The following is a 25,697-nucleotide window of genomic DNA, read 5'->3' on the forward strand; positions in this document are numbered from 1 at the left end:
ATTCATGTTTTTGATTGAGTCTAGCCTAAAACGCCAGAACATGCATTTTGTTTCATGTTCGGCCCGTGGCGGCAAAAGTCACCCAATCGGCCTTGGCGAGCTGTGGTCGTTCCAGTTTGGCCTTGATGAGGGCCGCCAGGGCCGCGGCCGGAAAGCAATCGGCAAAACCGTCGCCGCCGGCATGGCGCAGGCCCAGCGCCTCGAGTTCGACGAGCGCCTCCCCCAGCATCCGCGCTGCGACATGCGGCTTCTGCATGCGCAGCCGCAGATTCGCGGTTGCGATCAGGATGCAGGCGCGCAGCAGGATCCGCTCGCGGCCGCCCTGCGGCGCAGCCGCCCACACCGCTTCCAGGATTTCCTGCGCCTCCCAGAAATAGCCGCGATCATTGAGCGCGATGCCGTAACGCAGCGCCGGGTGCCGTGCCGGCACGTAGCCGCGAAAGCGCGGCGGCACCAGCGCTGCGATTTGCCTCAGCGTTTCGTAGTCGGCGTTCGCAGCACCGGGGTCGCCTGGCACATAGGCCCAGCGCGGCAGCGGAAGATTACCTGCGCCTGAGGGTGGGGCGGTCATCGGGGCGCGGCCCCGGAAGATGCAAAAGCGTTACGCGGCCCGCCCCTGCGAACCGTTTTCGACCTGCAACACCGCCTTTGCGAAATCCAAAATCGCATCGAGCGTCGCCTCCGGTGCTTCGCGATGCGGCTGATGTCCCGCGCCCGGGATCACAGTCACATCGACCGGACAGTAGCATTCTTCCGTAGCGATCTCGACCTGACGCATGGTTCCGTACTGGTCGTCGACACCTTGCAGGATCGCCACGGGTACGCGGATATAGGCGAGGTATTCCGAAATATCCCAGTTGCGAAAATCCGGATCGAGCCAGGCGCCATTCCAGCCATAGAAGGCGTTGTCGACGTTCCTGTGCCAGCGCGACAGCTTCCCCTTCAAGTTCGTGGTCTCGTAGGTGTTGCGGATCTCGGCGATCGAGGCGACCGAAATATCCTCGACGATGAAATGCGGCGCGATCAGCGCCAGCCCCTGCACGCGGTGATCCTGATGCGAGCCGGTATAGATCGTCGCGATCGAGGCGCCGTCGGAATGGCCGAGCAGAAGGCCGCGCCGAAAACCGATCTTGTCGAGCAGCTTCGGCAGCACGTCGAGCGCCTCGACATGCATATAGTCGAGCGGACGCGGCAGTTTTGCCGGCGTCGATGCGCCATAGCCCGCGCGCGAATAGGCGAACACGCCGGCGCCGGTGGCGGCTTGCAGCTTGTCCGGGAAATCGCCCCACAGCCCGGCCGAGCCGAGGCCCTCATGCAGCATCACAATCGTTGGCGCGCTCTCGGGCGAAGGCCCGATCATGCGGTATTCGAGATGGGAAGCGCCGATCGTGAGGAAGCCCGAGGGGGTAAGGGTTGTCATGTCCTGATCTTGCTCCGTCATTCCGGACGGATCGCGAAGCGAGTCGATCCGGAATCTCGAGATTCTCGTGGTGTGCAATTGCACATCGTAGTTCGTGCTTTCGCGCGCCCCGGAATGACGACGTTAATTATGTTCGCGCAACTTGAACCGCTGAATCTTACCCGTCGCTGTCTTCGGCAGACTGTCCACCACGTCGATCCATCGCGGATATTTCCACGCACCGATCTTCTGCTTGACGTGCTCCTTCAGCACTTCGTGCAGATCATCGGTTTTGGCGCCGGCACGCAATACGACAAAGGCTTTAGGCTTCAACAATCCTTCAGGATCGGATTCGGGCACAACGGCGGCTTCCAGTACCGCCGGATGGGTGATCAGCGCGCTCTCGACCTCGAACGGGGATACCCAGATGCCGGAGACCTTGAACATGTCGTCGGAGCGGCCGCAGAAAGTGTAACGGCCGTCGGCGTCGCGAATGTACTTGTCGCCGGTGCGGGTCCAGTGACCTTCGAAGGTCGAGCGGCTCTTGGCGCGCTGATTCCAGTAGCCCTCGCCGGCCGAGGGCGCATCGACCAGGAGTTCGCCGACTTCGCCGTCAGGTACCTCAGTGCCTGCTTCATTGACCAGCCGCACCTTGTAGCCGGGCACGGGACGCCCCGATGAGCCGTATTTGATATCGCCGGGCGCGTTGGACAGGAAGATGTGCAAGAGTTCGGTCGAGCCGACGCCGTCGAGAATGTCGACGCCGAAACGCGCATTCCAGGCATTGCCGACCGACTCCGGCAGCGCTTCGCCGGCCGAGGTGCAGACGCGCAGGCGCGTGCCGGCGCGGACATCCTTCACCGTCTCGTCGTTGAGCATCGCGGCGAACAGCGTCGGCACGCCATAGAAGATCGTCGGGTTATATTTATTCATCAGCGCGAACATCGCGGCCGGCGTCGGCCGGTCCGTATGCAACACCGTGGAGGCGCCGACCGACATCGGAAACGTCAGCGCATTGCCGAGGCCATAGGCGAAGAACAGTTTTGCCGCCGAAAGGCAGACGTCGTTCTCGCGAATGCCGAGCACCTGGCTGGCATAGGTATCGGCAGTCGCGGCGAGATTGGCGTGCAGGTGCCGCACGCCCTTCGGCATGCCGGTCGAGCCCGACGAATAGAGCCAGAACGCGGGCTCGTCGGGATGCGTCGCGGCGGTCGCGAACGTATCGCTCTCGCGCGCCAGTTCATCGGACAGTTTCTTGTGGCCGTGGGCGTCCTTGCCCGACACAACGATGTGCTCGAGATCGGGCATCCGAGCCACAATGTCGTTGACGACCGGCAGCAGCGCTTCGGAGACGAACAGCACGCGCGCGCGGCAATCCCCGAGAATGTAGGCGTACTGCTCCGAGGTCAGCAGCGTGTTCAGCGGCACCGGCACGATTCCGGCGCGGATCGCGCCGAGGAATACGCAGGGGAAGTCTACCGTATCCAGCATGATCATCGCCACACGCTCTTCGCGGCGGAGGCCGAGCCGGCGCAGCATGTTGGCGACGCGGCGGGTCTGCCGCTGCAGATCGCCATAGGTGAGTTCGGTGACGGTGTCGGTGAAGGCGAGCTTTGCCCCGCGCCCCTCCTCGACATTGCGGTCGAGCAGCCAGGTCACCGCATTGTACGAACCGGACGTGCCGCTCACGACGCTTCTCCCCTCAGTTTTTAAGAATTATAATTCATACAAAGACACCGGCTGCGCTTGCTGTCAATCCTCATCGGCATTATGTTTCCGAAATCCGTTCAACCGCAGGTAAAGCCGAACGAGGAAATGACCGAGGCCAGCGACCCCGAATCCGGCTTTCTCGAGCAGCTCGGCCAGCGTGTGCGCACCATGCGCGCCCTTCGCGGCATGTCGCGCAAAGTGCTCGCCAAGGTTTCCGGAATTTCCGAGCGCTACATCGCGCAGCTCGAAAGCGGCAAGGGCAATGTTTCGATCGTGCTGCTCAGGCGCGTGTCCAACGCGATGGGCGCGCATCTCGAAGACATGATTCCTTCCGCCGAGCCCGCGCCGGATTGGGCTGTTATTCGCGATCTCCTCCGCAAGGCGACCCCGGCGCAGATCGCGCAGGCCAAGGATGCGCTGGCCGGCGGCGGCATCGCGGCGCAGCGGCGGATCAGCTTTGCCGGCATCGCCCTGATCGGGCTGCGAGGCGCCGGCAAATCCACCCTCGGCAGGATGCTGGCGAAGAAGATCGGCTGGAAATTCGTCGAGCTCAACAAGGAGGTCGAGGCGCAGAACGGCTTGTCCGTCGCCGAGATCATCGCGCTCTACGGCCAGGAAGGCTTTCGCCGCATGGAGCAGGCGGCGCTGTCGCAATTGCTCGCGCGAAAAGAGCTGATGGTGCTGGCGACCGGCGGCGGCATCGTCTCCGAGCCCTTGACCTTCGACCTGATCCTGTCGTCGTTCTACACCATCTGGCTCAAGGCCGAGCCGGAAGAGCACATGGCCCGCGTCCGCGGCCAGGGCGATCTACGCCCGATGGCGGATGATCGCTCCGCCATGGCGGAATTGCGCAACATCCTGATCAGCCGCGAGCCGCTCTATGCGCGCGCTTCGGCGGTGGTCGATACCGCAGGCCTTTCCGTCGATGCGGCGGCGACGCGGCTCAGCGATGCGGTGGCGCCGGTGCTGCACGACAAGCACGCGTTCGGGCTGCGCAGCGCGGTCTCCTGATCTTTATCTCGCGAAAGTGCAAGCCGCAGCGGCCTGATTTCCGGGCGCGCGGCGGCTCGACGGTTGCAATCCGAACCGGGCGCCACCATTAACCAGCATACAAGTTCCATGCGAGTAATGGCTACAACACACCCTGAAGGAGTGTTACTAAAGCGTTAATCGCATGGAGGACAAATCGTGCTGGAGCGCCGCCAACACCCGAGAGGCCGCGTCTATTACGGCGGAATGATCGCGTTCAACGCGCGTAATTCGACGCTCGACTGCATCGTGCGCAATTTCAGCCAGGGCGGCGCCAAGATCGAGTTCGAGAACTCGGCCATCCTGCCCGACCGGATCGATTTCGAAGTCGTGCGCCGAGGGCTTTCCTGTGTGGCCCGCCCCGTCTGGCGCGATCACAACACGGCCGGCCTGATGTTCTGCGGCGAGCACGACATGAGCAGCATCGTTCCCTTGGAATGGGCACGCAAGCTCCGCGCCAGCGAGCGATCCAACCGGCGGCTGAAGTCGCGGCTCAAACAGCTTCTGAACGAGTTCTAGGGTCGATGAGCAGCGTTGAAGGCGAAGACGCCCTCCTCGCTTCGGCCAAGCCGCCGAAAGTCCGGCGGCGCCGGCTGCGCGCGATATTGCTGGCGTTGGTGACGCAGTACGCGATCATCGCGACGGTTGTCGGCCTGTCGCTCGCGGCGATGCTGCGCTACCTGGTGACACCGCAAATCGTCGCCAAGTTTGAAGCGATCGAAGCCGCGCTCAAGCGCTTGCCGCCTTAGGGCTCAGCCGTGATACTGAGTGCGCATGAAACTGCTTTTCCTCCATGGCGCGCCGGCGGGCTGAACGTTAGAGCGCAGGTCGAACAGCATGTTCGCCTGGTCGCGCCATCCCAAGGCGCCAACCCCGTCATTGCGAGGAGCAACGCGACGAAGCAATCCATGCCACAGCAAGCGGTGAAATGGATTGCTTCGCTTCGCTCGCAATGACGACGCCCTAACCGAGCTTCGCAAAGGCAGGAGCATGCTCGATGACTCCCCTGTCTGCCGGAAACTCGTTTCCGCCAAGCGGAAGCGCCATCAGATGCGGCCCGGCATAGGGCGAGATGAAACCGCTCGCCTTGCCGGCATCGAAGCCGAAGCGCCGATAGAAGGCGGGATCGCCGAGCACGAAAATGCCGAGCCAGCCGGCGGCCTCGCTGCGGGCGATACCCTGGCGGATCAGCCGGCTGGCAAAACCTGTCTGACGGTATTCGGGTAGCACCGCGACGGGTGCAAGCGCCAGCGCGGGAAATGGTGCTTTCATCCTGGAGAACAGGATGTGGCCAGCGACCGTTCCGTCATCGACGGCAACCAGCGAGAAAATCGCATCGCCGGCCGCGCGAAGATCGTCGACCAGTTGCGCTTCGTCCGGCTGGCCGAACGCCACTTCCTGGACGATCCGGATCGCCGCAATGTCCTCGTGCGTTTCAGACCGGACGATCATCGCATCACACCAGCATCGATTTGACCGACGCCACCGTCTCCTGCAACCGCGGCAGGAAGTGTTCGACCATTTCGGCTGACGATACGCGATCGACATGCGCGCCCATGTTGATGGCGGCGACGATGGCGCCGTCGTAACGGCGGACCGGCACCGAGATCGAACGGAAGCCCGGCTCGGCCTCGCGATCGACCAGTGAATAGCCTGCCGCGCGATCTCCGGTGATCGTCTTCAGCAGCAGTTTCTTGTCGGTGACGGTGAACGGCGTCAGCGGCGCGAGGTCCATCGCGCCGAGCGCTTTCGCAAGTTCATCATCTGAAAGCCGCGACAGCAGCACACGGCCGACCGAGGTGCAGAACGCCGGCAGGCGGTAGCCGATGTCGATACCGGCGGAAAATATCCGCGTCGGGCTGGCGCGCGCGATGAAGACGACGTCATTGCCGTCGAGGATCGCCATCGACGAAATTTCCTGCGCCTCGCTCGACAATCGATCCAGCGCCGGCTGCAGCACGGAGACGACGTGGTTGGAAGCGAGATAGCTCGAGGCCAGCACCAGCACGCGCGGCATCAGGCGGAACAGCTTGCCGTCAGTTGTGACGAAGCCGGCGCGCTCCAGCGTGAACAGGATGCGCCGCGCGGTGGCCCGTGGCAGGTCGGCCGCCTTGGCGAGGTCGCTCAGCGTCATCGGCTGCCCGCTGCCGCCGAACACCTCCAGCACGCGCAGGCCGCGGTCGAGGCTTTCGATGAAATCGGTGGCGCCGCGGTTGTCTGCATCGCCGGCGCGCTTAAGCTTCGGCATTGCTGCCTCCATAATCCGCTTGCCTAATGCATAGCCTACGTTAAAATCGCACAAAAGTTCAATAGGCGAACAAATCTAATTTGCGGAGACCTCGCCATGATGAGCCAGGAAGCGAACGACCTGATTACCCGCACCGGCCGCAAGGATCCCTGCGGCAAGCTGATGCGGATGTACTGGCAGCCGGCCGCACTGGTCGACGAGCTGGAGGGATCGCGGCCGGTTCGCCCCGTAAAGCTGCTCGGCGAAAACCTGGTGCTGTTTCGCGACGAAGCAGGACGCTACGGCCTGATCGATCGCCACTGTGCGCATCGCGGCGCCGACCTCGCCTTCGGGCGACTTGAGAATGGTGGCTTGCGCTGCGCCTTCCATGGCTGGCTGTTCGATGTAAGTGGCCAATGCCTGGAGACGCCTGCCGAGCCGAGAGACTCAAAACTGTGCCAGGGCATCAGGCAGCGCGCCTATCCCGTGGTCGAGAAGAGCGGCATCCTCTGGGCCTATCTCGGCGAAGGCGAGCCACCGGCGTTTCCGGAGATCGACTGCTTCGTCGCGCCCGACAGTCATACCTTTGCGTTCAAGGGCCACATCAATTGCAACTGGCTGCAGGCGCTGGAAGTCGGCATCGATCCGGCGCACGCCTCCTTCCTGCACCGCTTCTTCGAGGATGAGGATACGTCCACGGCCTACGGCAAGCAGTTCCGCGGCGCCTCCGCCGGCAGCGATATGCCGATGACGAAGATTTTGCGCGAGTACGACAACCCGATCATCAATGTCGAGCACACCGAATATGGCCTGCGCCTGATCGCACTGCGCGAGCTGGATGAAGAGCGCACGCATGTGCGCGTCACCAACCAGCTCTTTCCGCACGGCTTCGTCATTCCGATGAGTCAGGAGATGACGATCACGCAGTGGCATGTGCCGATCGATGACGAGAACTGCTACTGGTACGCGATCTTCACCTCCTACACGACGCCGGTCGACAGGAAGAAGATGCGCGACCAGCGCCTCGAACTCTACGAACTGCCGGACTACAAATCGCGCAAGAACAAGAGCAACGATTACGGCTTCGATCCGCACGAACAGGCGACCGCGACCTATACCGGCATGGGCAACGACATCAACGTCCACGACCAGTGGGCGGTGGAATCGATGGGCCCGATCCAGGACCGCACCAACGAGCATCTCGGCCAGTCCGACAAGGCGATCGTGCAGTATCGCCGCCTGCTGCGGCAGGAGATCGAGAAGGTTGGCGGCGGCGAAAAGCCGATGCTGTTCCTGGATGCCGCGCATGCGCGGAGCATCCAGGGGCCGGCGACGATGGACGGCATCGGGCCAACCCAAGGCTGGGAGCTTTACTGGATGGAAGTCGACGTCAAGCGCCGCCGCAGCGCGCCTTGGGCCGCGCCGGTGCCGCGCGAGATCGCCGGCAAGGTACCGCACCTGACGGCGGCGGAGTGATGTCCTCTCCGCGTCATTGCGAGCGCAGCGAAGCAATCCATCGCGCCGCGCGTCGAGATGTGGATTGCTTCGCTGCGCTCGCAATGACGACCGAGATACCTCAATTCCAATTCAGACTCGCGGGAGTGACGCGTTGAGTTTCGTCGAACGTCACGGACTGTGGTCGAAAGATCAGCAAGACGCGGCCAGCCGTCTGCGCAGAAGCGTCGCGGAGAAAAACCTCGAAGTCATCCGGCTCTCATTCCCCGACCAGCACGGAATCCTCCGCGGCAAGACGCTGATCGCGAGCGAGGCGATTGCCTCGCTGGAAAGCGGCTGTTCCATCACCACGACGATGCTCGCCAAGGACACCTCGCACAAGACGGTGTTTCCGGTGTTCACATCAGGCGGCGGATTCGGCATGAAGGAGATGGAAGGCGCCGCCGACGTCTTGATGGTGGCTGACCCGACCACGTTTCGCGTGCTGCCGTGGGCGCCGACCACCGGCTGGCTATTGTGCGATCTCTATTTCAACGACGGCCGTCCGGTGCCGTTCGCCACACGCCATCTCTATCGAAAGGTGATCGATCAACTTGGGCAACGCGGCTACGATTTCGTGGCCGGCCTCGAAGTCGAATTCCATCTCTTCAAGCTCGACGACGCGCACATGGCGCCGGAGGATGCCGGCCAGCCGGGGCGGCCGCCATCCGTCAGCCTGCTGTCGCACGGCTACCAGTATCTCACCGAACAGCGTTACGACCAGATGGAGCCGGCGCTGGAAATCATCCGCCGCGACGTACTGGCGCTCGGGCTTCCCTTGCGATCGGTCGAGGTCGAGTTCGGGCCGAGCCAGTGCGAATTTACCTTCCAGCCGACCAAAGGCCTCGTGCCCGCCGACAACATGGTGCTGTTCCGCTCGGCCGTAAAGCAGATCGCGCGCCGCCACGGCTATCACGCGACGTTTATGTGCCGGCCGAAACTGCCGAACGTGTTCGCCTCCGGCTGGCATCTCCACCAATCGCTGGTGTCACGCGGAAGCGGCGAGAACGCGTTCATGGCGAGCGACAAGGGTGAAGCGCTGAGCCCGTTCGCAAAACACTATCTCGCGGGGCTGCTGGAGCACGCCCGCGCCTCCACCGTGTTCACGACGCCGACCATCAACGGCTACAAGCGCTACCGCTCCTATTCGCTGGCGCCGGATCGCGCGATCTGGGGCCGCGATAACAGAGGCGTCATGATCCGCGTGCTCGGCGGCCCCGGCGATGCCGCGACGCGGCTGGAGAACCGCATCGGCGAGCCTGCGGCGAACCCCTATCTCTATATGGCTTCGCAGATTCTCTCCGGCCTCGACGGCGTCGACCGCAAGCTCGATCCGGGTGCGTCGGCGGACACGCCGTACGAGACCAAGGCGGCGCTATTGCCGAAGAGTCTTCGTGAGGCGGTGTTTGCGCTGCAGGACGATCCGTTCTTCCGGCAGGCACTGGGCGCGGAGTTCGTGGATTATTACGTCCACATCAAGAACGCCGAGATCGAGCGGTTTCAGGCCGAAGTGTCGGACTGGGAGCACCGCGAATATTTCGAGATGTTCTGAGATCAGGTCCAGCTCCAGCCGGCCGACAGCAGGATCGCCGCGGTCAGCGTCACGGTGCTGAGAAGTGTGCTTGCGATCAGCATCGTGCCGATCTGGGCCGATGCCACGCCATAACGAACCGCAAACAGGACGCCGAACGCGCCTGACGGCACCGCCATCAGCATGACCGCGACACGCGTCTCCGCGCCGTCGAGCAACGGCAGCGCCAGGAGCACGGTCAGCAGCGGCTGAAGCACGTTCTTCACCGCGACCGTCAACCCGACATTGGCAGACAGCTTGACCGGTTGCGCTGACAGCACCAGGCCGGTGAGAAACAACGCCGTTCCTGATGCACCCTGCCCGACCAGGGTCAGCGTGCTGTCGAGCAGGGGTGGTATCGGAAATCCCGCGAGCGAGCACAACAGGCCGAACACCGGTGCGATCACGATCGGCTTGAACAGCGCCCTCTTCATGACCGTGGCAGCGCTCGCTCCTTTCCCATCAGCGGATTCCAATATCAGGAGCGAAAGTGGCGTCACGACAATGGCCGCCACCGCCACGGCCACGGCGACCGAGATCGAGGCCGATTGGGAAAACAGTGCTGCGACGATCGGCAGTCCCGCCGAACCGACATTCGGTCCGGACGAGGTCAGCGCAATGAGAGCGCTTTCGCGCCGGTCACCGCCGAACCAGCGTGATTGCACGATATAAGTAGCGCCGTATGCAATCAGCATCGCCGCCAGCAACACCAAGGCAAGCTCCGCCTGATCGATCATGGCACTGCGGGAGGCCTGCGCCATCGCCGTGAACAGCGCTGCCGGCAGCGCGTAGTCCATGACCAATGCATTGAGCGAGCCCGTGTTATGGCTGTCGAATTCCTTCGTTTTTCCGGCCGAATAGCCGAGCGCCATCACAAGGAACACGGGCGCCAGCGATGCCAATATGGTCATGGTCTCGGTCATGGCTTGCTCCCGTTTGAGGTATGGGCGTTCGAAAGGCGTGACGTGTCTTCAGCTCTTGACCCTCGGCCGGGACCGCAAGCAGCGGCCCCGGCCTTTCGCGATTTCCACCGTTCGTCAGGCAGCGACGCTGGTTGCTTTCGTGCTCTCGCCAACCGGCATGCCGGGGTAGAAGCTCGCAAGCCAATGTACGATTGCGTGACGCGCAACCGCCGAGTTTCCGAGCTGGCAATGCTGCTCCGCTCCTTCGCGCGCGGTGAATATCCGCGTCGTCACCGACCGGGCGCAAACGAGTTCGCGCATGGTCCGATGGACCCAGCCGACGTCGAACAGATGATCCTGCTCGCCCTCCGTAAGCAGGATATCCTGCTTGACGTTGTGCAGGATTCCGTCGAGCGAGTGCTTCGCGATCTCGTTAAGGAAATCGTATGGCGTCCTGGTGCCGGTGATGTGCATTCCCTGGACAACGCACCATTCGAATACGGAGCTCGGCACGCGTTCCTCGGCCACGACGGCCTCGGTCCCCTTGCGGTCGCCGGCCTTGAACAGCGAGATCAACTGCTGTGCCTTGCCGGGTCGCATTTGCTTGAGCGTCATATCGAGACCCGAATACGACGTGGGCATCGAGATGATATGCTTGATCCGGGGTTCGAACGCGGCCGCGCGGATCGACATGTAGCCACCGCAGGAGGCCCCCAGCCAATCGACCGCATCGAGCCCGAAGTAATCGATCGCCGCCTTGGCCGGCTTCTCCCACGCGTGATCAAGGTAGATCCCCTGACGCAGGGCGCCGCCCTGGCCGGGCCCGTCGAAGGCGATGACGGTAATTCCAATCTCGGTCAGCGGGAGAAGAAAGGTGTAGAACTCCTCGACGAACGAATCGTATCCGCCGGTGAAGATCAGCGTGCTGCGCTCCTTGCCTCTTGCCTGCAGCCTGAAGCCCGGTAGATGTCCGCCGGGATATGGAATGGCGATGCGTTCATATCCGGCGACACCCTTCATTCCGAGAGCCCAGTTTCGCGCAAAGTCGTCGTAGAGCCCGTTGCGTACGTCGCCGGCCGGCAAATAGAACTCGGCGCCGTGATAGTAGGAGGCAGCGTCCAGATGTCGCTTCTCGGCTTCCGCTTTCTTGGCGACCTCAAGCCAAACCGTGTACCAGGAATCGTAATCCTTGATGCGCGGCGCGATGGCGCCGAGCTCCTTGAGGCGCGCTGGTGACTTGCCGTCAAGCAGCGGCCGGTTGAACGTGTAGTTCATTCCCAGGTCGGGCAACATATGGATGAAGGGCATTGTGTTCGCTCCGTTGAATGGATTTAGTCGCGCGCCGAACAATTGACCCAAGCCGGTGTTGATGCCATATCAATCTCGGCACCATTCCATTGCCGTAAATGCAACGGCTGCGGAGAGGGCAATCCGATGGATTTCACGGCCCTTCGCTATTTCAGCGCCACCGCCCACGCCCAATCGATCCGTGCCGCATCCGACCGACTGCATGTCTCGCCGTCGGCAATCAGCCGCCAGATCGCCAAGCTCGAACACGAATTGCGTGCGCCGATCTTCGACCGGCGCGCGCAGGGCATGAAGCTGACAGCGGCAGGTGAAATCCTGCTGTCGAAGATCGACGGCGTGATGCGCGAATTCTCGCGCGTGAAATCGCACATCGCGGCGCTGCAGGACCTGCAGGCGGGCAACGTCGACGTCTATTGCTTCCAGACCGCGATCGAGAGTTTCGTCGCACCGGTGCTCAACCGCTTCAACACGCAATATCCCGACGTGACCTTCAACATCAGGATGAGCAGCACCGATGAAGCAATTGAGGCGCTGATCGCGGGCGCGGCGGAGATCGGCCTCGTTCTCAACGCCCCTGCGCGCGACGCCATCACGCGGCTCGAAGTCTTCCGCGACAAGATGGTCGCAGCGTTTTCACCCGCGCATCCCCTTGCCGGACGCAAGGTGATATCGCTGGCGGAGCTCAAGGAGTTTCCGTTCGCGCTGACCGAGCCATCATTCGGCCTCCGCCAGCAGATGGACAGGGTGTTCGCCAGACACGGATTCGTGCCGAAGCCGTTTTGTGTCACTAACTCGCTCGCGCTGGTGAAGGAAGTGGCCGCCATCGGCAGACCATGCACGCTCCTGCCGCGCTTCGCCGTCGAGCGGGAGCTGGCCGGCGGATCGCTCAAAACCGTGCCGGTGCGCGAGTTTGCGTCGGAATCCCTGGTCTTCTGCATCTGCTCACGCAGCGACCGGTCACTGTCGCCGGCGGCCAAGGTGTTCATGGACACGGTAGTTGATTACTGCCGCCGATATCGCCGTTGAGATATCCTCGGCCGGTCAGTCACCGGACCTGACCAATCACTGGGGAAATGCGCTGCCGGCAAGCCGCCCTTGTCCGGCCGCCAGAGGGCGAGAGCGCCATGCTCAACCGCCGCAAGTTCCTGCAGCTCGGCGCGGCCGCGATCGCGGCTTCCGCAAGTCCTGCGCTCGCGACAGCCGCCTATCCGGCCCGGCCCGTGTATCTGATCGTCGGTTTCTCGGCCGGCGGCAATACCGACATTGTAGCGCGCATCCTCGCGCAATGGCTCGGGCAACAATTCGGCCAGCCCTTCGTCGTCGAGAACCGCACGGGGGCGGCGACCAACATCGCCACCGAACAGGTGATACGCGCGCTTCCCGACGGCTATACTTTGCTCGTCGCTTCGGCAGCGAACGCCATCAACGCAACGCTGTTCCGCAATCTCAAATTCAACTTCATCCGCGACACCGAGCCCGTCGCAGCCATCGCCGGCGCACCGCTGGTAATGTGCGTCAATCCTTCATTTCCTCCGACGTCCGTCCCGTCATTCATCGAATACGCCAAATCGAATCCAGACCGACTGAACTTCGGTTCGAGCGGACTGGGCAGCCCTCCGCATGTCGCAACCGAGTTGTTCAAGAGGATGGCCGGCATCGTCATGCAGCACGTTCCCTATCGCGGCGATGCGGAGGCGATCAGCGACCTGGTCGGCGGACGCGTGCATGTCTACTTTGCCACTCTCCCCGGCTCGATCGGATTCATTCGCACCCGAGCGCTGCGCGCGCTCGCGGTGACGGCAACGGAGCGCTCGCCGGCACTGCCCGAAGTCGCAGCCTTGGCTGAATTCCTGCCCGGCTACGACGCCACCATCTGGAATGGCATCAGCGCGCCGAAAGGCACGCCGGAGCCGATCGTCGCGGCACTCAACCGCTCCATCAACGAAGGGCTTACCGACCCGAAACTGCGCGCACGCCTCGCAGAGCTCGGGGCGAAGGCACGGCCGGGAACGCCTGGAGACTATGCAAGATTGGTCGCAGACGAAACCGACAAATGGGGCGCGATCGTCAGATCGACTGGCTCATATATCGAATAAGCGCATGCTGACAGGCTGAGGCAACGGAGCGTAGCGAGGGGAATTGCCGCTAGAGACTTGCCAGGTGGGACGCCACAGCTTTCTCGTCCCATTCCAGGCCGACCCCATGCACATCGGGAATCTGCAACATGCCATCCTTGATCTCATAGGGATTAAGGAGGATCGGATCAGCCCAATCCTGCCACTCCAGCCAATGCGCGGTTTCCGTCGCCCGCATGACGTGAGCGGCAACCTCAGGGTAAAGATGCGTGGATATCGGTACACCCGCAGCACCGGCGATAGCTGCTGCTCGCATCCAGCCGGTCACGCCGCCAATGCGCATGAAATCTGGCATCACCAGATCGCAAGCCTTCTTCTGGATCGCTTTGTACATCTCCCGTGGGCCATAGAAGTTCTCACCGATCTGGATCGGCGTCTTCAGTTCTGCCGCCAGTTGGGCATGTCCGTCGAGATTGTCGTAGACCACCGGTTCTTCGATCCAGTCGAGGCCACGGTCATCGACCATATGGCACCGCTCGATGGCTTCAGCGAGATTTAGTCCCTGGTTGTAGTCAACCATCAAATGCATGCCATCGCCGACCGCCTTGCGGACAGCGTCGAGTGTAGCCAAATCATCGCGCGGATCGCTTCTGCCTAGCCGCAACTTCAGGGCGGAGAACCCTCCTTCGTGCCGTAACTCCAAAGCTTCGGCGGCGACGGCCGCCGGCTCTTTCAGCCAAAGGCCGTTGCTATTGTATGATCTCACGGCGCCGACCGTTCCGCCCAACAGCACGCAGAGCGGCTTGTTTGCAGCTTTCGCCAACGCATCCCACGCGGCCATGTCGAGGCCGGACGCGGCAATCATGGACAATCCCTCATAGCCGACGAAGTGGAGGGACTTGCGCGCTACCTCGAAGAGCTCGACAGGCGCCACGCATCGACCTCTAAGCAGTTCGCTGAGATCATGAAGTGCCGGGACCAGATATCGCATCGATTTCACGATGTACGGCTCGAGATAGCTCCGCCCTACAATGCCCTCCTCCGTCATGAGATCGATGAGAATGATCGGCCACTCCAATATCGTGACGATGCGAGCGACCACAGGCCGCCTGAGCTTCAGCACCACGGGACGAGCCTTGATTTCCCTGAGCGTCAATGATTCGGGCATGACGATCGCTTTCGAGGCTCGATGGAAGCTGAAATACAAGGGCAAAAAAATCCCGGATGCCATTCCAATTGGTTTTTCAACCGATGTAAATTCACTACCTGGTATATTTAAAAAGGTGACTGCATGGCGCGATCTGCAGAGCCGACACGGCAGCGCATACTTGCTTCCGCTTACGTGTTATTTCGTCAGCGCGGATATAGCCGCGTCAGCATGGACGAAATTGCATCAGCGACACGGGTTACGAAGCGAACGCTTTACAATCATTTTCAAAGCAAGGATCAGCTGCTCGCCTGCGTGCTTGAAGCCCAGAATGAATTGGCCTTGGCTGCGTTCGCGACGTTCGGCGATCAGCTGTCCGGCTCGCCCACAGCGATTGTTGACGTCCTATTCCGTGACCTCGCCGTCTGGGCGGACAGGCCACGATGGGCCGGTTCGGGTTTTACCAGGCTCGTCATCGAACTGGCCGATCTACCTGGACATCCCGCACGCGCAATTGCACGCCGGCACAAGGCCTTGCTTGAAACCCATCTCGGCGACTTACTGAAGCGGGCTGGCGTCCGCGAGGCTCACCGCCGCGCACGCGAAATCTGGTTGCTCTCCGAGGGCGCAATCTCCTTGATGCTGGTGCACGGTGATCGAGCCTATGCGTCGGCCGCGGCCGACGCAGCAAAACGATTGCTGCGCAGCCCTTCGCGGTGAGGCGTGGCAGCCTGCTCCCTCAAATCCCCAGATACCGGTGCTGCAGATCCGGCTCTGATATCAACTGCTCGCTCGTCCCGGTCCACACCGTGCGGCCGCGCTCGATGATGTAGTGGCGGTCGGCGATCTTGGAGAGGTTGGCGACGTTCTTGTCGATGACCAATACCGATTGCCCGCGGCCCTTCAGCATCGACAGGCAGTTCCAGATTTCCTCGCGGATCAGGGGCGCGAGGCCTTCGGTGGCTTCGTCGAGGATCAACAATTTCGGGTTGGTCATCAGCGCGCGGCCGATCGCCAGCATCTGCTGCTCGCCGCCTGACAGCGTCACGCCCATGTTGCTGCCGCGCTCGGCCAGACGGGGAAACAGCGCGTGGATCTTGTCGATGGTCCAGGGATCGGACGCGCCCTGGCGGTTGCCGGAGGCCGCGACCAGATTTTCGTAGACGGTGAGATTGGGAAAGATCTGGCGTCCCTCAGGCACCAGGCCGATGCCGAGCTTTGCGATCTTGTACGACGGCAGGCTGCGCACCTGCTCGCCCGCGAAGCGGATGGTGCCGGCGCGCGCGCCCGTCATACCCATGATGGAGCGGATGGTCGTGGTCTTGCCCATGCCGTTGCGGCCCATCAGGGCGACCATTTCGCCCGACTGGACCTTGAGCGACAGGCCGAACAGCACCTGGCTGAGGCCGTAACAGGTCTCGATCCCGTCGATTTCGAGCAATGTTTCAGCCATGACGCGTCACCGCATGCTGGTCGCCGAGATAGGCGCGCTTGACTTCCTCGTTGTTGCGGATGGCGTCGGGATCGCCCGAGGCGATGACGCGGCCATAAACCAGCACGGTGATGCGGTCGGCCAGCGCGAACACCGCCTCCATGTCGTGCTCGACCAGCACGATGGTGACTTCCTTCCGCAATTCCTTCAGCAGCGCCACCATGCGCGCGGATTCGGTGACGCCGAGGCCGGCCATCGGCTCATCCAGCAGCAGCAATTGCGGTTTGGTCGCGAGCGCGACCGCAAGCTCGAGCTCGCGCTGCTCGCCGTGGCTCAGTTCGGACACCAGCACGTTGGCGCGTTGCCCGAGTCCCACGCGCGTCAGCGCGGCCTGCGCCGCGTCGCGCAGATGCTTCTCCTTGCGGGCAGCTCCCCAAAAGCGGAACGAGTGACCATCATGCGCCTGCGCCGCGATCGCGACGTTATCGATCGCGCTGAAATCCTTCAGCAGCGACGTGATCTGAAACGATCGCGCCAACCCAAGCCGGCTGCGCTGATAGGCCGGCACCGCGGTGACGTCGCGGCCGGCGAAGTGAATGGCGCCGGAATTCGGCATCAGCTGCCCGGTCAACTGGCTGATCAGCGTGGTCTTGCCGGCACCGTTGGGGCCGATGATGGCGTGCAGTTCGCCCGGCACGACGTCGAGCGAGAGATTGTCGGTGGCCTTGATGCCGCCGAAGCTGCGGACGAGGTTTTCGACGCGGAGCAAGGGACTAGCCACGGCTCAACCTCCCCAGCAAACCCATGATGCCGCCACGCGCGAACAGCACGATCAGCAGCAACAGCGGGCCCATGATCAACGCCCAGTACTCGGTGAATTGGGACAGGATTTCTTCCAGCAGCAGGAACACGATGGTGCCCAGGACGGGACCGAACAACGTGCCCATGCCACCAAAGACCACCATCACCATGAGCTCGCCGGAGCGGGTCCAATACATCCCGGCCGGGCTGATGAAGTCGGTATTGTTGGCGAGAAGTGCGCCGGCGAGGCCGCAGATCGTGCCTGAGATGACGAAACAGACCAGCCGATAGCGGTTGGCGTGAAAGCCGATCGCCTGCATGCGCTGTTCGTTGGAACGAACGCCCTGCACCACCATGCCGAAGCGGGAATTGACGATGCGCCAGATCAGGTAGACGCCACCAAACAGGCAGAAGAGGCAGAGATAGTAGAACTGCACGCGGTTCGACAGGTCGATAAGGCCGCCGAAAGTGCTGCGCTTGTAGATGGTGAGGCCGTCATCGCCGCCATAGCGCGACAGGCCCGAGGCGATGTAATAGGCCATCTGCGCGAACGCGAGCGTGATCATGATGAAATAGACGCCGCGGGTGCGCAAGGACAGCGCGCCGATCACGAGCGCATATAGCGCCGACAGCGCCAGCGCGACCGGCCACTGGATGAAACCGGACCCGATGCCTTCATGGGCGAGAATGCCCACCGCATAGCCGCCGATGCCGAGATAGGCGGCATGGCCAAAGCTCATCATGCCGCCATAGCCCATGATGAGATTGAGGCTCGCGGCGGCGAGCGCGAAGATGACGATGCGGGTGAACAGCGTCAGGATGAAGATATTGCCAGTCAGCGCCGAATAGACCGGCAATAACAGCAGGCCAAGCGCTGTGAGCGCCACGACGACATTGCGGACGTTGATGCGAGATTTCATCGTTTGGCGGCCGGAAACAGCCCCTCCGGCCGCACCACCAGGACGATGGCCATCAGCAGATAGATCAGCATCGATGACAATGCGGGCGCTGCGGTGGAGGCTGCAGCAGAACTCAGCACGGTGCGCAACAGATCCGGCAGGAAGGCGCGGCCGAGCGTGTCGATCATGCCGACGAAAATCGCGGCCAGGAACGCGCCACGGATCGAGCCGATGCCGCCGATCACGATGATGACGAAGGCGAGAATCAGGATGTTCTCGCCCATGCCGATCTGCACGGTCAGAATCGGCGCCTGCATCAGCCCGGCAAGGCCGGCGAGCGCGGCGCCAAGCCCGAACACCAGCGTGAACAGCAGCTTGATGTTGATGCCGAGCGCGCCGATCATCTCGCGGTTGGAAGCGCCGGCGCGGATCAGCATGCCGATCCTGGTTCGCATCACCACGATATAGAGCATGGCGGCGACCGCCAGCGCGACCACGATGATGGAGAGACGGTAGGCCGGATAGAACACGCCGGGCACGATCTGCACCGGCACCGTCAGCCAGCTCGGCAGCGGCAGCGACAGGCCGGCCGGGCCCCAGATCAGCCGCACCGCGTCGTTGAAGAACAGGATCAGGCCGAAGGTCGCCAGCACCTGGTCGAGATGGTCGCGGCCATAGAGATGCCGCAGCGCCACGAATTCAAGCAAGATGCCGAGCAGCAGCGTCGCGCCGAGCGCCAGCAGGATGCCCAGCACAAAGCTGTTCGTCCACGCCACGAAGGTCGCGGCGAAATAGGCGCCCATCATGTAGAGCGACCCGTGCGCCAGGTTGACGAAGTCCATGATGCCGAACACCAGCGTCAAGCCGGCCGCCAGCAGGAACAGGAGCAGACCGAACTGCAAACCGTTCAGCGATTGTTCTACGAGGACGAGCATGGATCCCTAAAAGCTCTAGGCCTGAAAAAACAGCGGCAGCACATCTGCGCCGCCGCCATTTTCTTGTTGGGTGGATGATCGGTCGCTAACCGCCCCCGGGTCAAGCCCGAGGGCGTGCGAACGGCGACCATGCACCGGTCATGCCAATCACTTCATCGGGCACTTGTCGACGAAGCGGTCCTGGTCGTCCTTGACGATGGTCGCCACCGTCTTGAGCGAGAGCTGGCCGTCGGCGTCCTTGACCACGTCCTGCAGGTAGAAGTTCTGCACCGGGATGTGGTTCTTGCCGTATTTGAACGGCCCGCGCACCGACTTGAAGTTGGCCTTCTCCATCTCGGCCTTCATCTCGTCCTTCTTCGAGGTGTCACCCTTCACCGCGACCACCGCGCTGTTGATCAGGTTCACCGCGTCATAGGACTGCGCGCCGTAGAAGGTCGGGCGCAAACCAGTGTACTTCTTGCGGTAGTCCTCGACGAACTTCTTGTTCTCGGCGTTGGGCAGATCGTTGACCCATTGCTGCGCGCCGGGCACGCCGATCGCGTTTTCCTTCTGCAGCGGCAGCGACAATTCGTCGATCGTGAACGCCGTGTAGAGCGGAATCTGGCCCTTGATGCCGGCCTGGGCATATTGATTGAGGAACTGCACGCCGGCAGCACCGGGATAGAACACGAAGATCGACTCGGCCTTGGAGTTCTTCGCCTTGGTGAGCTCGGCGGAGAAGTCGAGCTGGCTCGGCCACACCGTGTATTCCTCGCCCACGACCTGGCCCTTGAAGGTGCTCTTGACGCCGGCCAGCATGTCCTTGCCGGCGGCGTAGTTCGGGCCGATCAGGAACACCGATTTCACGCCCTTCTGGTTCATGTAGGTGCCGACCGCCTGTGGGGTCTGGTCGTTCTGCCAGGAGGTCGAGAAGACGTAGGGCGAACAGAGTTCGCCGGCGAGCTGCGAGGGACCGGCATTCGCCGAGATCAGGAAGGTTTTTGAATCGACCGCGGTCTTCAGTGAAGCCAGCAGCACGTTCGACCAGATATAGCCGACGATGAAATCGACCTTGTCGGACTGGATCAGTTTTTCGGTCTTCTGCTTGCCGACATCCGGCTTCTGGCCGTCGTCCTCATAGATGACCTCGACCGGCTTGCCGCCCATCTTGCGGCCGAGATGGTCGAGCGCCAGCTCGAATGAGTTGCGCATGTCGTTGCCGATCACAGCGGTCGGGCCGCTGAAGGTCGAGACAAAGCCGATCTTGATGGTATCGCCAGCGGACGCGGGCTGCGCCAGCGCCAGAATTGCTGCGCCCGCCAGCCAGAATGCCTTTTTCATTATCACTCCCCTCCTCGTTATCGAACCAGACCCGGGTCTACCCGGGCGACCACGCTTGTCTCGCGCGCCTCATTATCAGGTGAGGTTATTTTGTGCGCGAAATGGCCGGTCAGCGGCAAGCATGAACCGCCGGCCCGGCTTTGGACCTTCGGCTCATACCCCTGTAGCCTGCACCATAATTCGCAGATGGCGGGAATGGCAAGAATTATAATGCCGGTTGCCGGGGCAACAATTGTCGCACCGCGGTGTGCGCCGGCCGCTCGGATTTTAGGGATTCCCTAAAGCGGCTGGAAGCCAAACTCCGCTTGCAACCTCCGCGGTTCACAGCTCCGAAAGCAATCTGTAGCCAACTGCGCCGAAGAGGATGGATCCATGCTGGGTTTCCTGTTCGGCTTCAACGCGCGCATCGGCCGACTGCATTTTTTCTGCAGCACGCTCGTGGTCACCATCATGATGGTCGTGGTTTACGCCGCCGCCATCGCTTACGCCTTTCAGACCGCGCCCAAGGGAACGGTGCCAAGCCCCACCTCGGGGCCGATCTTCGCCGCCGCCATCTTCTTCGCGTGGCTCACCATTACGCTGCAGTCGATGCGGTGCAGGGATATCGGATGGGATCCGGTTTGCGTGATGCCGGCGTGGATCGCGGTTGTGATCGTCGACGGGCTGGTCGCCGCCAAATTCCCGGCCATGTCACTGGGCCATGAGCGCGGTACGATGGTCGGCGCGCTCATCAATCTCTCGCTCTTTCTGGCCTTGCTGTTTTGTCCGAGCGGCGCCGATGACAGCCCGGCGCCGACACTTGACGATCGGTTTCGAACGCCCGATCCGCCGCCGCCCCGCCCGGTCGTGGAGACCCCGGCCGCGCCGCAAATGTCGCGGCCTGCCAATGGTGGATTCGGCCGCCGCGGGCTTTAGCTTCAGATCAGATACTCCGCGCCATCGACGACGTAGGGCGCGTGGCGGAAATCCCTGATGGTTGCGACCTTGCCGGCCGACCAGCCCAGCAGCATGAAATATTTCGGCCGTGCACCCGGCGCGTTCGGGTCAAACACCAGAATGGCGGGACGTCCTTCCACCAGGCCGGATACCAGACGCCAATCGCTGACCTTCGCGTAGTTGCCGAAATAGCGGGATACCTCGGCCTTGCCGCGCATATAAGTCTTGCTGACGAGATCGAGCCGCACGTCATCAGCAATCATGGTGCGGATCGCGTCGAAATCGCGCGCGTTAAAATGCGCGACATAGGCGCCGAGGCGCGCGCTATCGGCATCCGACAATCTCTGTTGCGGCGTGTCGTCCGGCTCGGCGGCAAACTCGAGCAACCGGGCGCGGCCGCGATGCAGCGCGGCCTTGGCCGCAGGCAGGCTGCAATCCATCGCCTCGCAGATTTCTTTCAGCGAGCAGCCGAGCACGTCCATCAGGATCACGCTTCCGCGCTGCGGCACCGATAGCCGCATGAAGGTGCGCAAGGAGGCGGCGGCGATCTGGCGGCTTTCCACGGCATCGAGCTGGTCAACGATCATGTCCGCCTCCTCCATCGAGCGGAGCGTCTCCTGGCGGTTGCGCCGGCGCAGAAAATCCAGCGCGGTGTTGTGCGCGATCCGGAACAGCCAGCCTTCGGGATTGCCGATATGACCGGCGGAGGGATGCGCCTCCACCGCCTTGATCAGCGCGTCCTGCAACACGTCCTCGCCGTCGATGACCGAGCCGACCATGCGCGCGCAGTAGCGATGCAGCTTTGGCCGCATCGTGACCAGCAGGCGTTCGATGTCGGAAACGGCGGGCGTTTCGGGGAACGCGGTCATTCTGCCTCCGGCGCAGTGTCAGGTCTCGCCCAGCATATGGTAGTTGCCGACGACGGTAGCGCCCTTGGGCACCGGCGGCTCGGCGCAACGCTCGCGAATGCCGTTCTGGAATGCCTGAAAAGCCGCCAGTTTCGGCAAGACGCTGGAGCCGTCATCGGCTGCACTCTCGACGACATGAATGAAGGTATCATCCTCCAATCGCAGCGACAGATAGCGGAGACCTTTCGGCTGTGCCGCCTTCAGTTCCGCAAACACCGCCGCGATTAGTTCCGCGTTCCGGTCGGCCATTTCCGGTTTCGCCCTGTACCTGATTACGATCCGTTTCATGGCTTTCTCCTTTGCCGTTATCTCGACCCAAGGACGTTTGGGCGCAGGCAAAAGATGCAGTCTCAACGAAAATATTTTCCCGTTGCGTGATGCGCTTTCGCTATCGGCCGATTGGCAAAGGCGCCTTGGACCGATGGCGCAAATGGCTACATAATCCAATGCGTCGAGACATCTGAAACCGGGGTCGCGTTCCCATGACCGCAGTGCCGCAAGAACTCCATCACGTCGTGATCGTTGGCGCCGGTTTCGGCGGACTGGAGGCGGCCTTCGGCCTTGCCGGGGCGCCGGTCAGGATCACGCTGATCGATCGCCGCAACCATCATCTGTTCCAGCCGCTGCTCTACCAGGTCGCGACCGCTTCGCTGGCGACGTCAGAAATCGCCTGGCCGATCCGCTATCTGCTGCGCGGACGCAAGGAGGTGACGACGCTGTTCGCCAATGTCAGCGGCGTCGATGCCGCGGGCAAGCGCGTGCTGCTCGAAGACGGCGATACGATCACCTATGACACGCTGATCCTCGCCACCGGCGCCCGCCACGCCTATTTCGGTCACGACGAATGGGAGCCGTTCGCGCCGGGCCTGAAGACGCTGGAGGACGCCACCACGCTGCGGCGGCGTATCCTCGTCGCCTTCGAACGCGCCGAGCGCGAGACCGATCCTGTCAGGCGCGCGGCGCTGCTCACCTTCGTCATCATCGGCGCCGGCCCGACCGGCGTCGAAATGGCGGGCACCATCGCCGATCTCGCCAAGGACACGCTGCCGCCGGACTTTCGCAACATCGACACCCACAAGACCCGTGTCGTGCTGGTCGAGGCCGGGCCGCGCGTGCTCGCCGGCTTCCCCGAAGACCTCTCGGCCTACGCGCAGCGCTCGCTGGAAGAGATCGGCGTCGAGGTGGTGCTGGGGCAGCCCGTCACCGAATGCGCCATCGATGGCGTCGTCTATGGCGGCAACAAGCTGGAGGCCAGAACCATCGTCTGGGCCGCCGGCGTGCGCGCCTCGCGCGCGGCGGAATGGCTGAACGCACCCGCCGATCGCGCCTATCGCCTGAAAGTCGAGCCTGATCTCACCGTGCCCGGCCATCCCGACGTCTTTGCGATCGGCGACACCGTGACGATCGCCGGCCCCGACGGCAATCCCGTGCCGGGCATCGCGCCGGCCGCCAAGCAGCAGGGCCGCTATGTGGCCGCGCTGATCAAGACGCGCCTCTCCGGCGGCACGCTGCCGCCGTTCCGCTACAAGCACGCCGGCAGTCTCGCGCAGATCGGCAAGAAAAAGGCCGTGATCGATTTCGGCTGGATGAAGCTGCGCGGCAATCTCGCGTGGTGGATCTGGGGCCTCGCCCACATCTACTTCCTGATCGGCCTGCGCAACCGGCTCAGCGTCGCGCTGAGCTGGCTATGGATTCACGCCCGTGATCAGCGCGCCGCGCGGCTGATCACGCAAGGGTCGAGCAAGGTCACGGGATAGATTCACGGCGCGCAGGCAAAACTGGCGGCGCTATTCGTCGACCCCGATTTGTAATGCGGCCATGCCGGCCATTGGCACAGCGGCAGCACACGCGTCGTCTCGAACGCTGGCGCTTCCACCTTCTGCTCGATCACCTCGAGATTGCCCGGTGCCTTGCCGTTCTCGACCCAGTCGACCAGCACGGCCAGCATGTCGACATTGGCAGGCGCACCCGAGCCGACATGATCGACGCCAGGCGCGGTGTAGAGACGGGCGAATTCCGCCGTCTTCTCCTTGCCCAAGGTGCGCTGCACGTTTTCGAAGTAGCGGATGCCCGCATAGGGGCTCTGGGCGTAGTCGGCCATGTTCTCGAGAATCACGAGCCTGCCACCGCGCGCGGCAAAACGGCTGAGGTCCGGATTGGTCGAATCCATCAGGCGCGACACCTGCAGCAGGCGCTCCTTGTGCTCCTCGGGCTTGTAGGTCGTGACATCCAGCTTCGGATCGCGCGCAAAGACATATTGGATGCCGCCCGCGCCGTAGATCCAGGCGATGCCGTTGGTCGGCTGTGGCGGCTGCGCTGGCGCTGCCTTGCCGAGCCACCAGGAGACCCAGCCGCCGGTCGGACCGAAGGCCGGGATGTTTTCGCCGGAGACGCCCCAACCCGGATAATCATCGAGGCCGTTCTCCAGCGGGAACGAGAACTTATACGTCGAATGCAGCGTCTTGATCGCCGCGATCTGCGGATCGCTGAGACACTGGTCGCCGCTCTGCCCCGCCGCGCAGCGCAGCGTTTCAGGCTGGAACTTTGCCTTGCAGCCGACCGGGTCCAGCACCAGCGAATCCTCGGCGCCGTCGGCCTTGTCGCAGGCGGCAAGCACCGCCTTCGCCACCAGTTCGACCTGCGCCGGGCGGATCCAGCCCTCGCCCATGGTGGCGAGGCCCCCACGCGTTCCGGCATGCTGCAACCCGACCCAGTTGATGACGGGCACGCGGGCAAAAATGCCGTCAAAATCCTCAGGGTAACGCTGCGCCATCGTCAGCGCCTCGCGGCCGCCTTCCGACGATCCCATGAAATAGAGTTTTGAGGGCGGGTTACCATAGGCGCGCACCATCAGGGCTACGGCCGCATCGCGCACGCGCTTGTAGGAGCGATGCGCAAAATTTTCGAACGCCTCGTCGTTGAGCGCGAACAATTGCGGTGGCTCGCCCGGCTTGGTCTCATGGCCGGAATCCGTGCCGTAAGTGACGAAGCCGCGCGCCAGCGGCGAAGGCGCACCGAACGGAAAGGCCGGCGGCAGAGCAAGTCCGGTGATCAGCACGCCGTTGAAGCCGCCGCCGCCATATTGCAGCGAGCGGCCGTTCCACTCGATCGGAAGATTGACCTGGAATTTGATCGGCGGCGCATTGGGATCTGCCGGCGCGATCTGGCCGAGCACCTTGCAGAATTCCGGATTGGCCGGCGTGACGCGCGCCGCGGGGGTTGGTCCCCGTTCGGCGACGGCGAGTGGTGTGGGTGCGACGATCGAGGCGGAGTCGATCCGGACGACATTGTCGGTTGGTTTGATCAGGTCGCCACAGGTCGTGGCTGGTTCGCCGGTCATCTTTGCGGCTATTGCATCCGCGCTGAAGAGCGAGGCTGCCGCTACCAGCACAGTAGCCCACACGCGCATATCGCATTTGAGGTGTTGCATCGCTTCCCCCTGGCTATCGTTTTACGGTCGCGTTTGGGCCGGCCGTTCGGGAATTACAATGGTTCACGCCACGTTGGCGTCAATCGAAATAAGAACGAGCGGTGGTCACGTTTGCCACCCTTTATGCGGCGAGACCCCCACCCCGGCCTCCCCCGCACGCGGGAGAGGGAGGGCA

At 62.8% G+C, this 25,697-nt stretch carries 26 protein-coding genes; 10 read left to right on the plus strand and 16 right to left on the minus strand.

Annotated features, from left to right (window positions below; genetic code table 11):
* Positions 1–52: 52 nt before the first annotated feature.
* From CQ12_RS32255 to CQ12_RS32265, 3 genes are all read right to left on the minus strand, one after another.
* Complete coding sequence (locus CQ12_RS32255) at positions 53–571, minus strand: DUF309 domain-containing protein (RefSeq protein WP_057839316.1); 519 nt, start codon at positions 569–571, stop codon at positions 53–55.
* 30 nt (positions 572–601) lie between these two features.
* Positions 602–1,420, minus strand: a complete 819-nt coding sequence (locus CQ12_RS32260) for an alpha/beta fold hydrolase (protein ID WP_057839456.1) — start codon at positions 1,418–1,420, stop codon at positions 602–604.
* Between the two features lie 123 nt (positions 1,421–1,543).
* Complete coding sequence (locus tag CQ12_RS32265) at positions 1,544–3,088, minus strand: benzoate-CoA ligase family protein (RefSeq protein ID WP_057839317.1); 1,545 nt, start codon at positions 3,086–3,088, stop codon at positions 1,544–1,546.
* A gap of 81 nt (positions 3,089–3,169) precedes the next feature.
* Between CQ12_RS32265 and CQ12_RS32270 the strand changes: the two genes are divergently transcribed.
* From CQ12_RS32270 to CQ12_RS32280, 3 genes are all read left to right on the plus strand, one after another.
* Complete coding sequence (locus CQ12_RS32270; RefSeq protein WP_083519575.1) at positions 3,170–4,120, plus strand: helix-turn-helix transcriptional regulator; 951 nt, start codon at positions 3,170–3,172, stop codon at positions 4,118–4,120.
* A 177-nt stretch (positions 4,121–4,297) separates the two neighbouring features.
* Positions 4,298–4,657, plus strand: a complete 360-nt coding sequence (locus tag CQ12_RS32275; RefSeq protein WP_057839318.1) for a PilZ domain-containing protein — start codon at positions 4,298–4,300, stop codon at positions 4,655–4,657.
* A 5-nt stretch (positions 4,658–4,662) separates the two neighbouring features.
* Complete coding sequence (locus CQ12_RS32280; protein ID WP_057839319.1) at positions 4,663–4,887, plus strand: hypothetical protein; 225 nt, start codon at positions 4,663–4,665, stop codon at positions 4,885–4,887.
* Positions 4,888–5,101: 214 nt separating this feature from the next.
* Here the strand turns inward: CQ12_RS32280 and CQ12_RS32285 are convergent, their stop codons facing one another.
* Together CQ12_RS32285 and CQ12_RS32290 are read right to left on the minus strand one after the other, a co-directional pair.
* Complete coding sequence (locus CQ12_RS32285; RefSeq protein ID WP_057839320.1) at positions 5,102–5,590, minus strand: GNAT family N-acetyltransferase; 489 nt, start codon at positions 5,588–5,590, stop codon at positions 5,102–5,104.
* A gap of 4 nt (positions 5,591–5,594) precedes the next feature.
* The gene (locus CQ12_RS32290; RefSeq protein ID WP_057839458.1) at positions 5,595–6,386 is read right to left on the minus strand and encodes an IclR family transcriptional regulator domain-containing protein; all 792 of its coding nucleotides are present in this window, start codon (positions 6,384–6,386) and stop codon (positions 5,595–5,597) included.
* 96 nt (positions 6,387–6,482) lie between these two features.
* Between CQ12_RS32290 and CQ12_RS32295 the strand changes: the two genes are divergently transcribed.
* Positions 6,483–7,841 carry an aromatic ring-hydroxylating dioxygenase subunit alpha gene (locus tag CQ12_RS32295; RefSeq protein WP_057839321.1) on the plus strand — a complete coding sequence of 453 codons (1,359 nt, stop codon included), beginning with the start codon at positions 6,483–6,485 and terminating at the stop codon, positions 7,839–7,841.
* A gap of 133 nt (positions 7,842–7,974) precedes the next feature.
* The gene (locus CQ12_RS32300; RefSeq protein ID WP_057839322.1) at positions 7,975–9,411 is read left to right on the plus strand and encodes a glutamine synthetase family protein; all 1,437 of its coding nucleotides are present in this window, start codon (positions 7,975–7,977) and stop codon (positions 9,409–9,411) included.
* 2 nt (positions 9,412–9,413) lie between these two features.
* Here the strand turns inward: CQ12_RS32300 and CQ12_RS32305 are convergent, their stop codons facing one another.
* Both CQ12_RS32305 and CQ12_RS32310 read right to left on the minus strand, forming a co-directional pair.
* Positions 9,414–10,352 carry an AEC family transporter gene (locus tag CQ12_RS32305; protein WP_057839323.1) on the minus strand — a complete coding sequence of 313 codons (939 nt, stop codon included), beginning with the start codon at positions 10,350–10,352 and terminating at the stop codon, positions 9,414–9,416.
* A gap of 114 nt (positions 10,353–10,466) precedes the next feature.
* Positions 10,467–11,639: an alpha/beta hydrolase family protein gene (locus CQ12_RS32310; RefSeq protein WP_057839324.1), complete on the minus strand. Its 1,173-nt coding sequence runs from the start codon at positions 11,637–11,639 to the stop codon at positions 10,467–10,469.
* Positions 11,640–11,765: 126 nt separating this feature from the next.
* Between CQ12_RS32310 and CQ12_RS32315 the strand changes: the two genes are divergently transcribed.
* Both CQ12_RS32315 and CQ12_RS32320 read left to right on the plus strand, forming a co-directional pair.
* The gene (locus tag CQ12_RS32315; RefSeq protein ID WP_057839325.1) at positions 11,766–12,665 is read left to right on the plus strand and encodes a LysR family transcriptional regulator; all 900 of its coding nucleotides are present in this window, start codon (positions 11,766–11,768) and stop codon (positions 12,663–12,665) included.
* 98 nt (positions 12,666–12,763) lie between these two features.
* On the plus strand, positions 12,764–13,735 hold the full coding sequence (locus CQ12_RS32320; protein WP_057839326.1) for a tripartite tricarboxylate transporter substrate binding protein: 972 nt from the start codon (positions 12,764–12,766) through the stop codon (positions 13,733–13,735).
* Positions 13,736–13,784: 49 nt separating this feature from the next.
* On the opposite strand, the gene CQ12_RS32325 is transcribed toward CQ12_RS32320, so the two are convergent.
* Positions 13,785–14,882: an enolase C-terminal domain-like protein gene (locus CQ12_RS32325; protein ID WP_057839459.1), complete on the minus strand. Its 1,098-nt coding sequence runs from the start codon at positions 14,880–14,882 to the stop codon at positions 13,785–13,787.
* Between the two features lie 123 nt (positions 14,883–15,005).
* Here CQ12_RS32325 and CQ12_RS32330 point away from each other — a divergent pair, with 123 nt between their 5' ends.
* A complete protein-coding gene (locus CQ12_RS32330; protein WP_063799856.1) occupies positions 15,006–15,581 on the plus strand; it encodes a TetR/AcrR family transcriptional regulator in 576 nt (191 codons plus the stop codon).
* A 19-nt stretch (positions 15,582–15,600) separates the two neighbouring features.
* On the opposite strand, the gene CQ12_RS32335 is transcribed toward CQ12_RS32330, so the two are convergent.
* From CQ12_RS32335 to CQ12_RS32355, 5 genes are all read right to left on the minus strand, one after another.
* Positions 15,601–16,314 carry an ABC transporter ATP-binding protein gene (locus CQ12_RS32335; RefSeq protein ID WP_057839328.1) on the minus strand — a complete coding sequence of 238 codons (714 nt, stop codon included), beginning with the start codon at positions 16,312–16,314 and terminating at the stop codon, positions 15,601–15,603.
* Positions 16,307–17,074, minus strand: coding sequence for an ABC transporter ATP-binding protein (locus CQ12_RS32340; RefSeq protein ID WP_057839329.1), 768 nt, complete (start codon positions 17,072–17,074; stop codon positions 16,307–16,309). The genes CQ12_RS32335 and CQ12_RS32340 overlap by 8 nt, the downstream gene beginning before the upstream one ends.
* Positions 17,067–18,014, minus strand: coding sequence for a branched-chain amino acid ABC transporter permease (locus CQ12_RS32345; RefSeq protein ID WP_057839330.1), 948 nt, complete (start codon positions 18,012–18,014; stop codon positions 17,067–17,069). The genes CQ12_RS32340 and CQ12_RS32345 overlap by 8 nt, the downstream gene beginning before the upstream one ends.
* Positions 18,011–18,928 (minus strand): branched-chain amino acid ABC transporter permease, encoded by a 918-nt coding sequence (locus CQ12_RS32350; protein ID WP_057839331.1) that lies wholly within the window; start codon positions 18,926–18,928, stop codon positions 18,011–18,013. The genes CQ12_RS32345 and CQ12_RS32350 overlap by 4 nt, the downstream gene beginning before the upstream one ends.
* Positions 18,929–19,075: 147 nt before the next feature.
* Positions 19,076–20,248, minus strand: coding sequence for an ABC transporter substrate-binding protein (locus CQ12_RS32355; RefSeq protein WP_057839332.1), 1,173 nt, complete (start codon positions 20,246–20,248; stop codon positions 19,076–19,078).
* 372 nt (positions 20,249–20,620) lie between these two features.
* On the opposite strand from CQ12_RS32355, the gene CQ12_RS32360 reads away from it, so the two are divergent.
* The gene (locus tag CQ12_RS32360; RefSeq protein ID WP_057839333.1) at positions 20,621–21,163 is read left to right on the plus strand and encodes a DUF805 domain-containing protein; all 543 of its coding nucleotides are present in this window, start codon (positions 20,621–20,623) and stop codon (positions 21,161–21,163) included.
* A gap of 2 nt (positions 21,164–21,165) precedes the next feature.
* Here CQ12_RS32360 and CQ12_RS32365 read toward each other — a convergent pair whose 3' ends face one another.
* Positions 21,166–22,053: a sigma-70 family RNA polymerase sigma factor gene (locus tag CQ12_RS32365; protein ID WP_057839334.1), complete on the minus strand. Its 888-nt coding sequence runs from the start codon at positions 22,051–22,053 to the stop codon at positions 21,166–21,168.
* An 18-nt stretch (positions 22,054–22,071) separates the two neighbouring features.
* On the minus strand, positions 22,072–22,380 hold the full coding sequence (locus tag CQ12_RS32370) for a hypothetical protein (RefSeq protein WP_057839335.1): 309 nt from the start codon (positions 22,378–22,380) through the stop codon (positions 22,072–22,074).
* Between the two features lie 194 nt (positions 22,381–22,574).
* Between CQ12_RS32370 and CQ12_RS32375 the strand changes: the two genes are divergently transcribed.
* Positions 22,575–23,849 (plus strand): NAD(P)/FAD-dependent oxidoreductase, encoded by a 1,275-nt coding sequence (locus CQ12_RS32375; RefSeq protein WP_057839336.1) that lies wholly within the window; start codon positions 22,575–22,577, stop codon positions 23,847–23,849.
* A 2-nt stretch (positions 23,850–23,851) separates the two neighbouring features.
* Here the strand turns inward: CQ12_RS32375 and CQ12_RS32380 are convergent, their stop codons facing one another.
* Positions 23,852–25,432 carry a tannase/feruloyl esterase family alpha/beta hydrolase gene (locus CQ12_RS32380; RefSeq protein ID WP_245310266.1) on the minus strand — a complete coding sequence of 527 codons (1,581 nt, stop codon included), beginning with the start codon at positions 25,430–25,432 and terminating at the stop codon, positions 23,852–23,854.
* Between the last annotated feature and the right edge of the window lie 265 nt (positions 25,433–25,697).

Origin of the sequence: Bradyrhizobium jicamae (genome assembly GCF_001440395.1) — a bacterium.
Classification (GTDB): Bacteria; Pseudomonadota; Alphaproteobacteria; order Rhizobiales; family Xanthobacteraceae; genus Bradyrhizobium; species Bradyrhizobium jicamae.

Excerpts from the sequence above, each read along its gene's own strand:
- CQ12_RS32330 (WP_063799856.1), top strand. The coding sequence starts at position 15,006 with ATGGCGCGATCTGCAGAGCCGACACGGCAGCGCATACTTGCTTCCGCT.
- CQ12_RS32375 (WP_057839336.1), top strand. The coding sequence starts at position 22,575 with ATGACCGCAGTGCCGCAAGAACTCCATCACGTCGTGATCGTTGGCGCC.
- CQ12_RS32255 (WP_057839316.1), bottom strand. The coding sequence starts at position 571 with ATGACCGCCCCACCCTCAGGCGCAGGTAATCTTCCGCTGCCGCGCTGG.
- CQ12_RS32380 (WP_245310266.1), bottom strand. The coding sequence starts at position 25,432 with ATGACCGGCGAACCAGCCACGACCTGTGGCGACCTGATCAAACCAACC.
- CQ12_RS32305 (WP_057839323.1), bottom strand. The coding sequence starts at position 10,352 with ATGACCGAGACCATGACCATATTGGCATCGCTGGCGCCCGTGTTCCTT.
- CQ12_RS32285 (WP_057839320.1), bottom strand. The coding sequence starts at position 5,590 with ATGATCGTCCGGTCTGAAACGCACGAGGACATTGCGGCGATCCGGATC.
- CQ12_RS32320 (WP_057839326.1), top strand. The coding sequence starts at position 12,764 with ATGCTCAACCGCCGCAAGTTCCTGCAGCTCGGCGCGGCCGCGATCGCG.
- CQ12_RS32280 (WP_057839319.1), top strand. The coding sequence starts at position 4,663 with ATGAGCAGCGTTGAAGGCGAAGACGCCCTCCTCGCTTCGGCCAAGCCG.
- CQ12_RS32295 (WP_057839321.1), top strand. The coding sequence starts at position 6,483 with ATGATGAGCCAGGAAGCGAACGACCTGATTACCCGCACCGGCCGCAAG.
- CQ12_RS32335 (WP_057839328.1), bottom strand. The coding sequence starts at position 16,314 with ATGGCTGAAACATTGCTCGAAATCGACGGGATCGAGACCTGTTACGGC.
- CQ12_RS32290 (WP_057839458.1), bottom strand. The coding sequence starts at position 6,386 with ATGCCGAAGCTTAAGCGCGCCGGCGATGCAGACAACCGCGGCGCCACC.
- CQ12_RS32260 (WP_057839456.1), bottom strand. The coding sequence starts at position 1,420 with ATGACAACCCTTACCCCCTCGGGCTTCCTCACGATCGGCGCTTCCCAT.
- CQ12_RS32350 (WP_057839331.1), bottom strand. The coding sequence starts at position 18,928 with ATGCTCGTCCTCGTAGAACAATCGCTGAACGGTTTGCAGTTCGGTCTG.
- CQ12_RS32315 (WP_057839325.1), top strand. The coding sequence starts at position 11,766 with ATGGATTTCACGGCCCTTCGCTATTTCAGCGCCACCGCCCACGCCCAA.
- CQ12_RS32355 (WP_057839332.1), bottom strand. The coding sequence starts at position 20,248 with ATGAAAAAGGCATTCTGGCTGGCGGGCGCAGCAATTCTGGCGCTGGCG.
- CQ12_RS32345 (WP_057839330.1), bottom strand. The coding sequence starts at position 18,014 with ATGAAATCTCGCATCAACGTCCGCAATGTCGTCGTGGCGCTCACAGCG.
- CQ12_RS32360 (WP_057839333.1), top strand. The coding sequence starts at position 20,621 with ATGCTGGGTTTCCTGTTCGGCTTCAACGCGCGCATCGGCCGACTGCAT.
- CQ12_RS32310 (WP_057839324.1), bottom strand. The coding sequence starts at position 11,639 with ATGCCCTTCATCCATATGTTGCCCGACCTGGGAATGAACTACACGTTC.
- CQ12_RS32325 (WP_057839459.1), bottom strand. The coding sequence starts at position 14,882 with ATGCCCGAATCATTGACGCTCAGGGAAATCAAGGCTCGTCCCGTGGTG.
- CQ12_RS32365 (WP_057839334.1), bottom strand. The coding sequence starts at position 22,053 with ATGACCGCGTTCCCCGAAACGCCCGCCGTTTCCGACATCGAACGCCTG.
- CQ12_RS32270 (WP_083519575.1), top strand. The coding sequence starts at position 3,170 with ATGTTTCCGAAATCCGTTCAACCGCAGGTAAAGCCGAACGAGGAAATG.
- CQ12_RS32370 (WP_057839335.1), bottom strand. The coding sequence starts at position 22,380 with ATGAAACGGATCGTAATCAGGTACAGGGCGAAACCGGAAATGGCCGAC.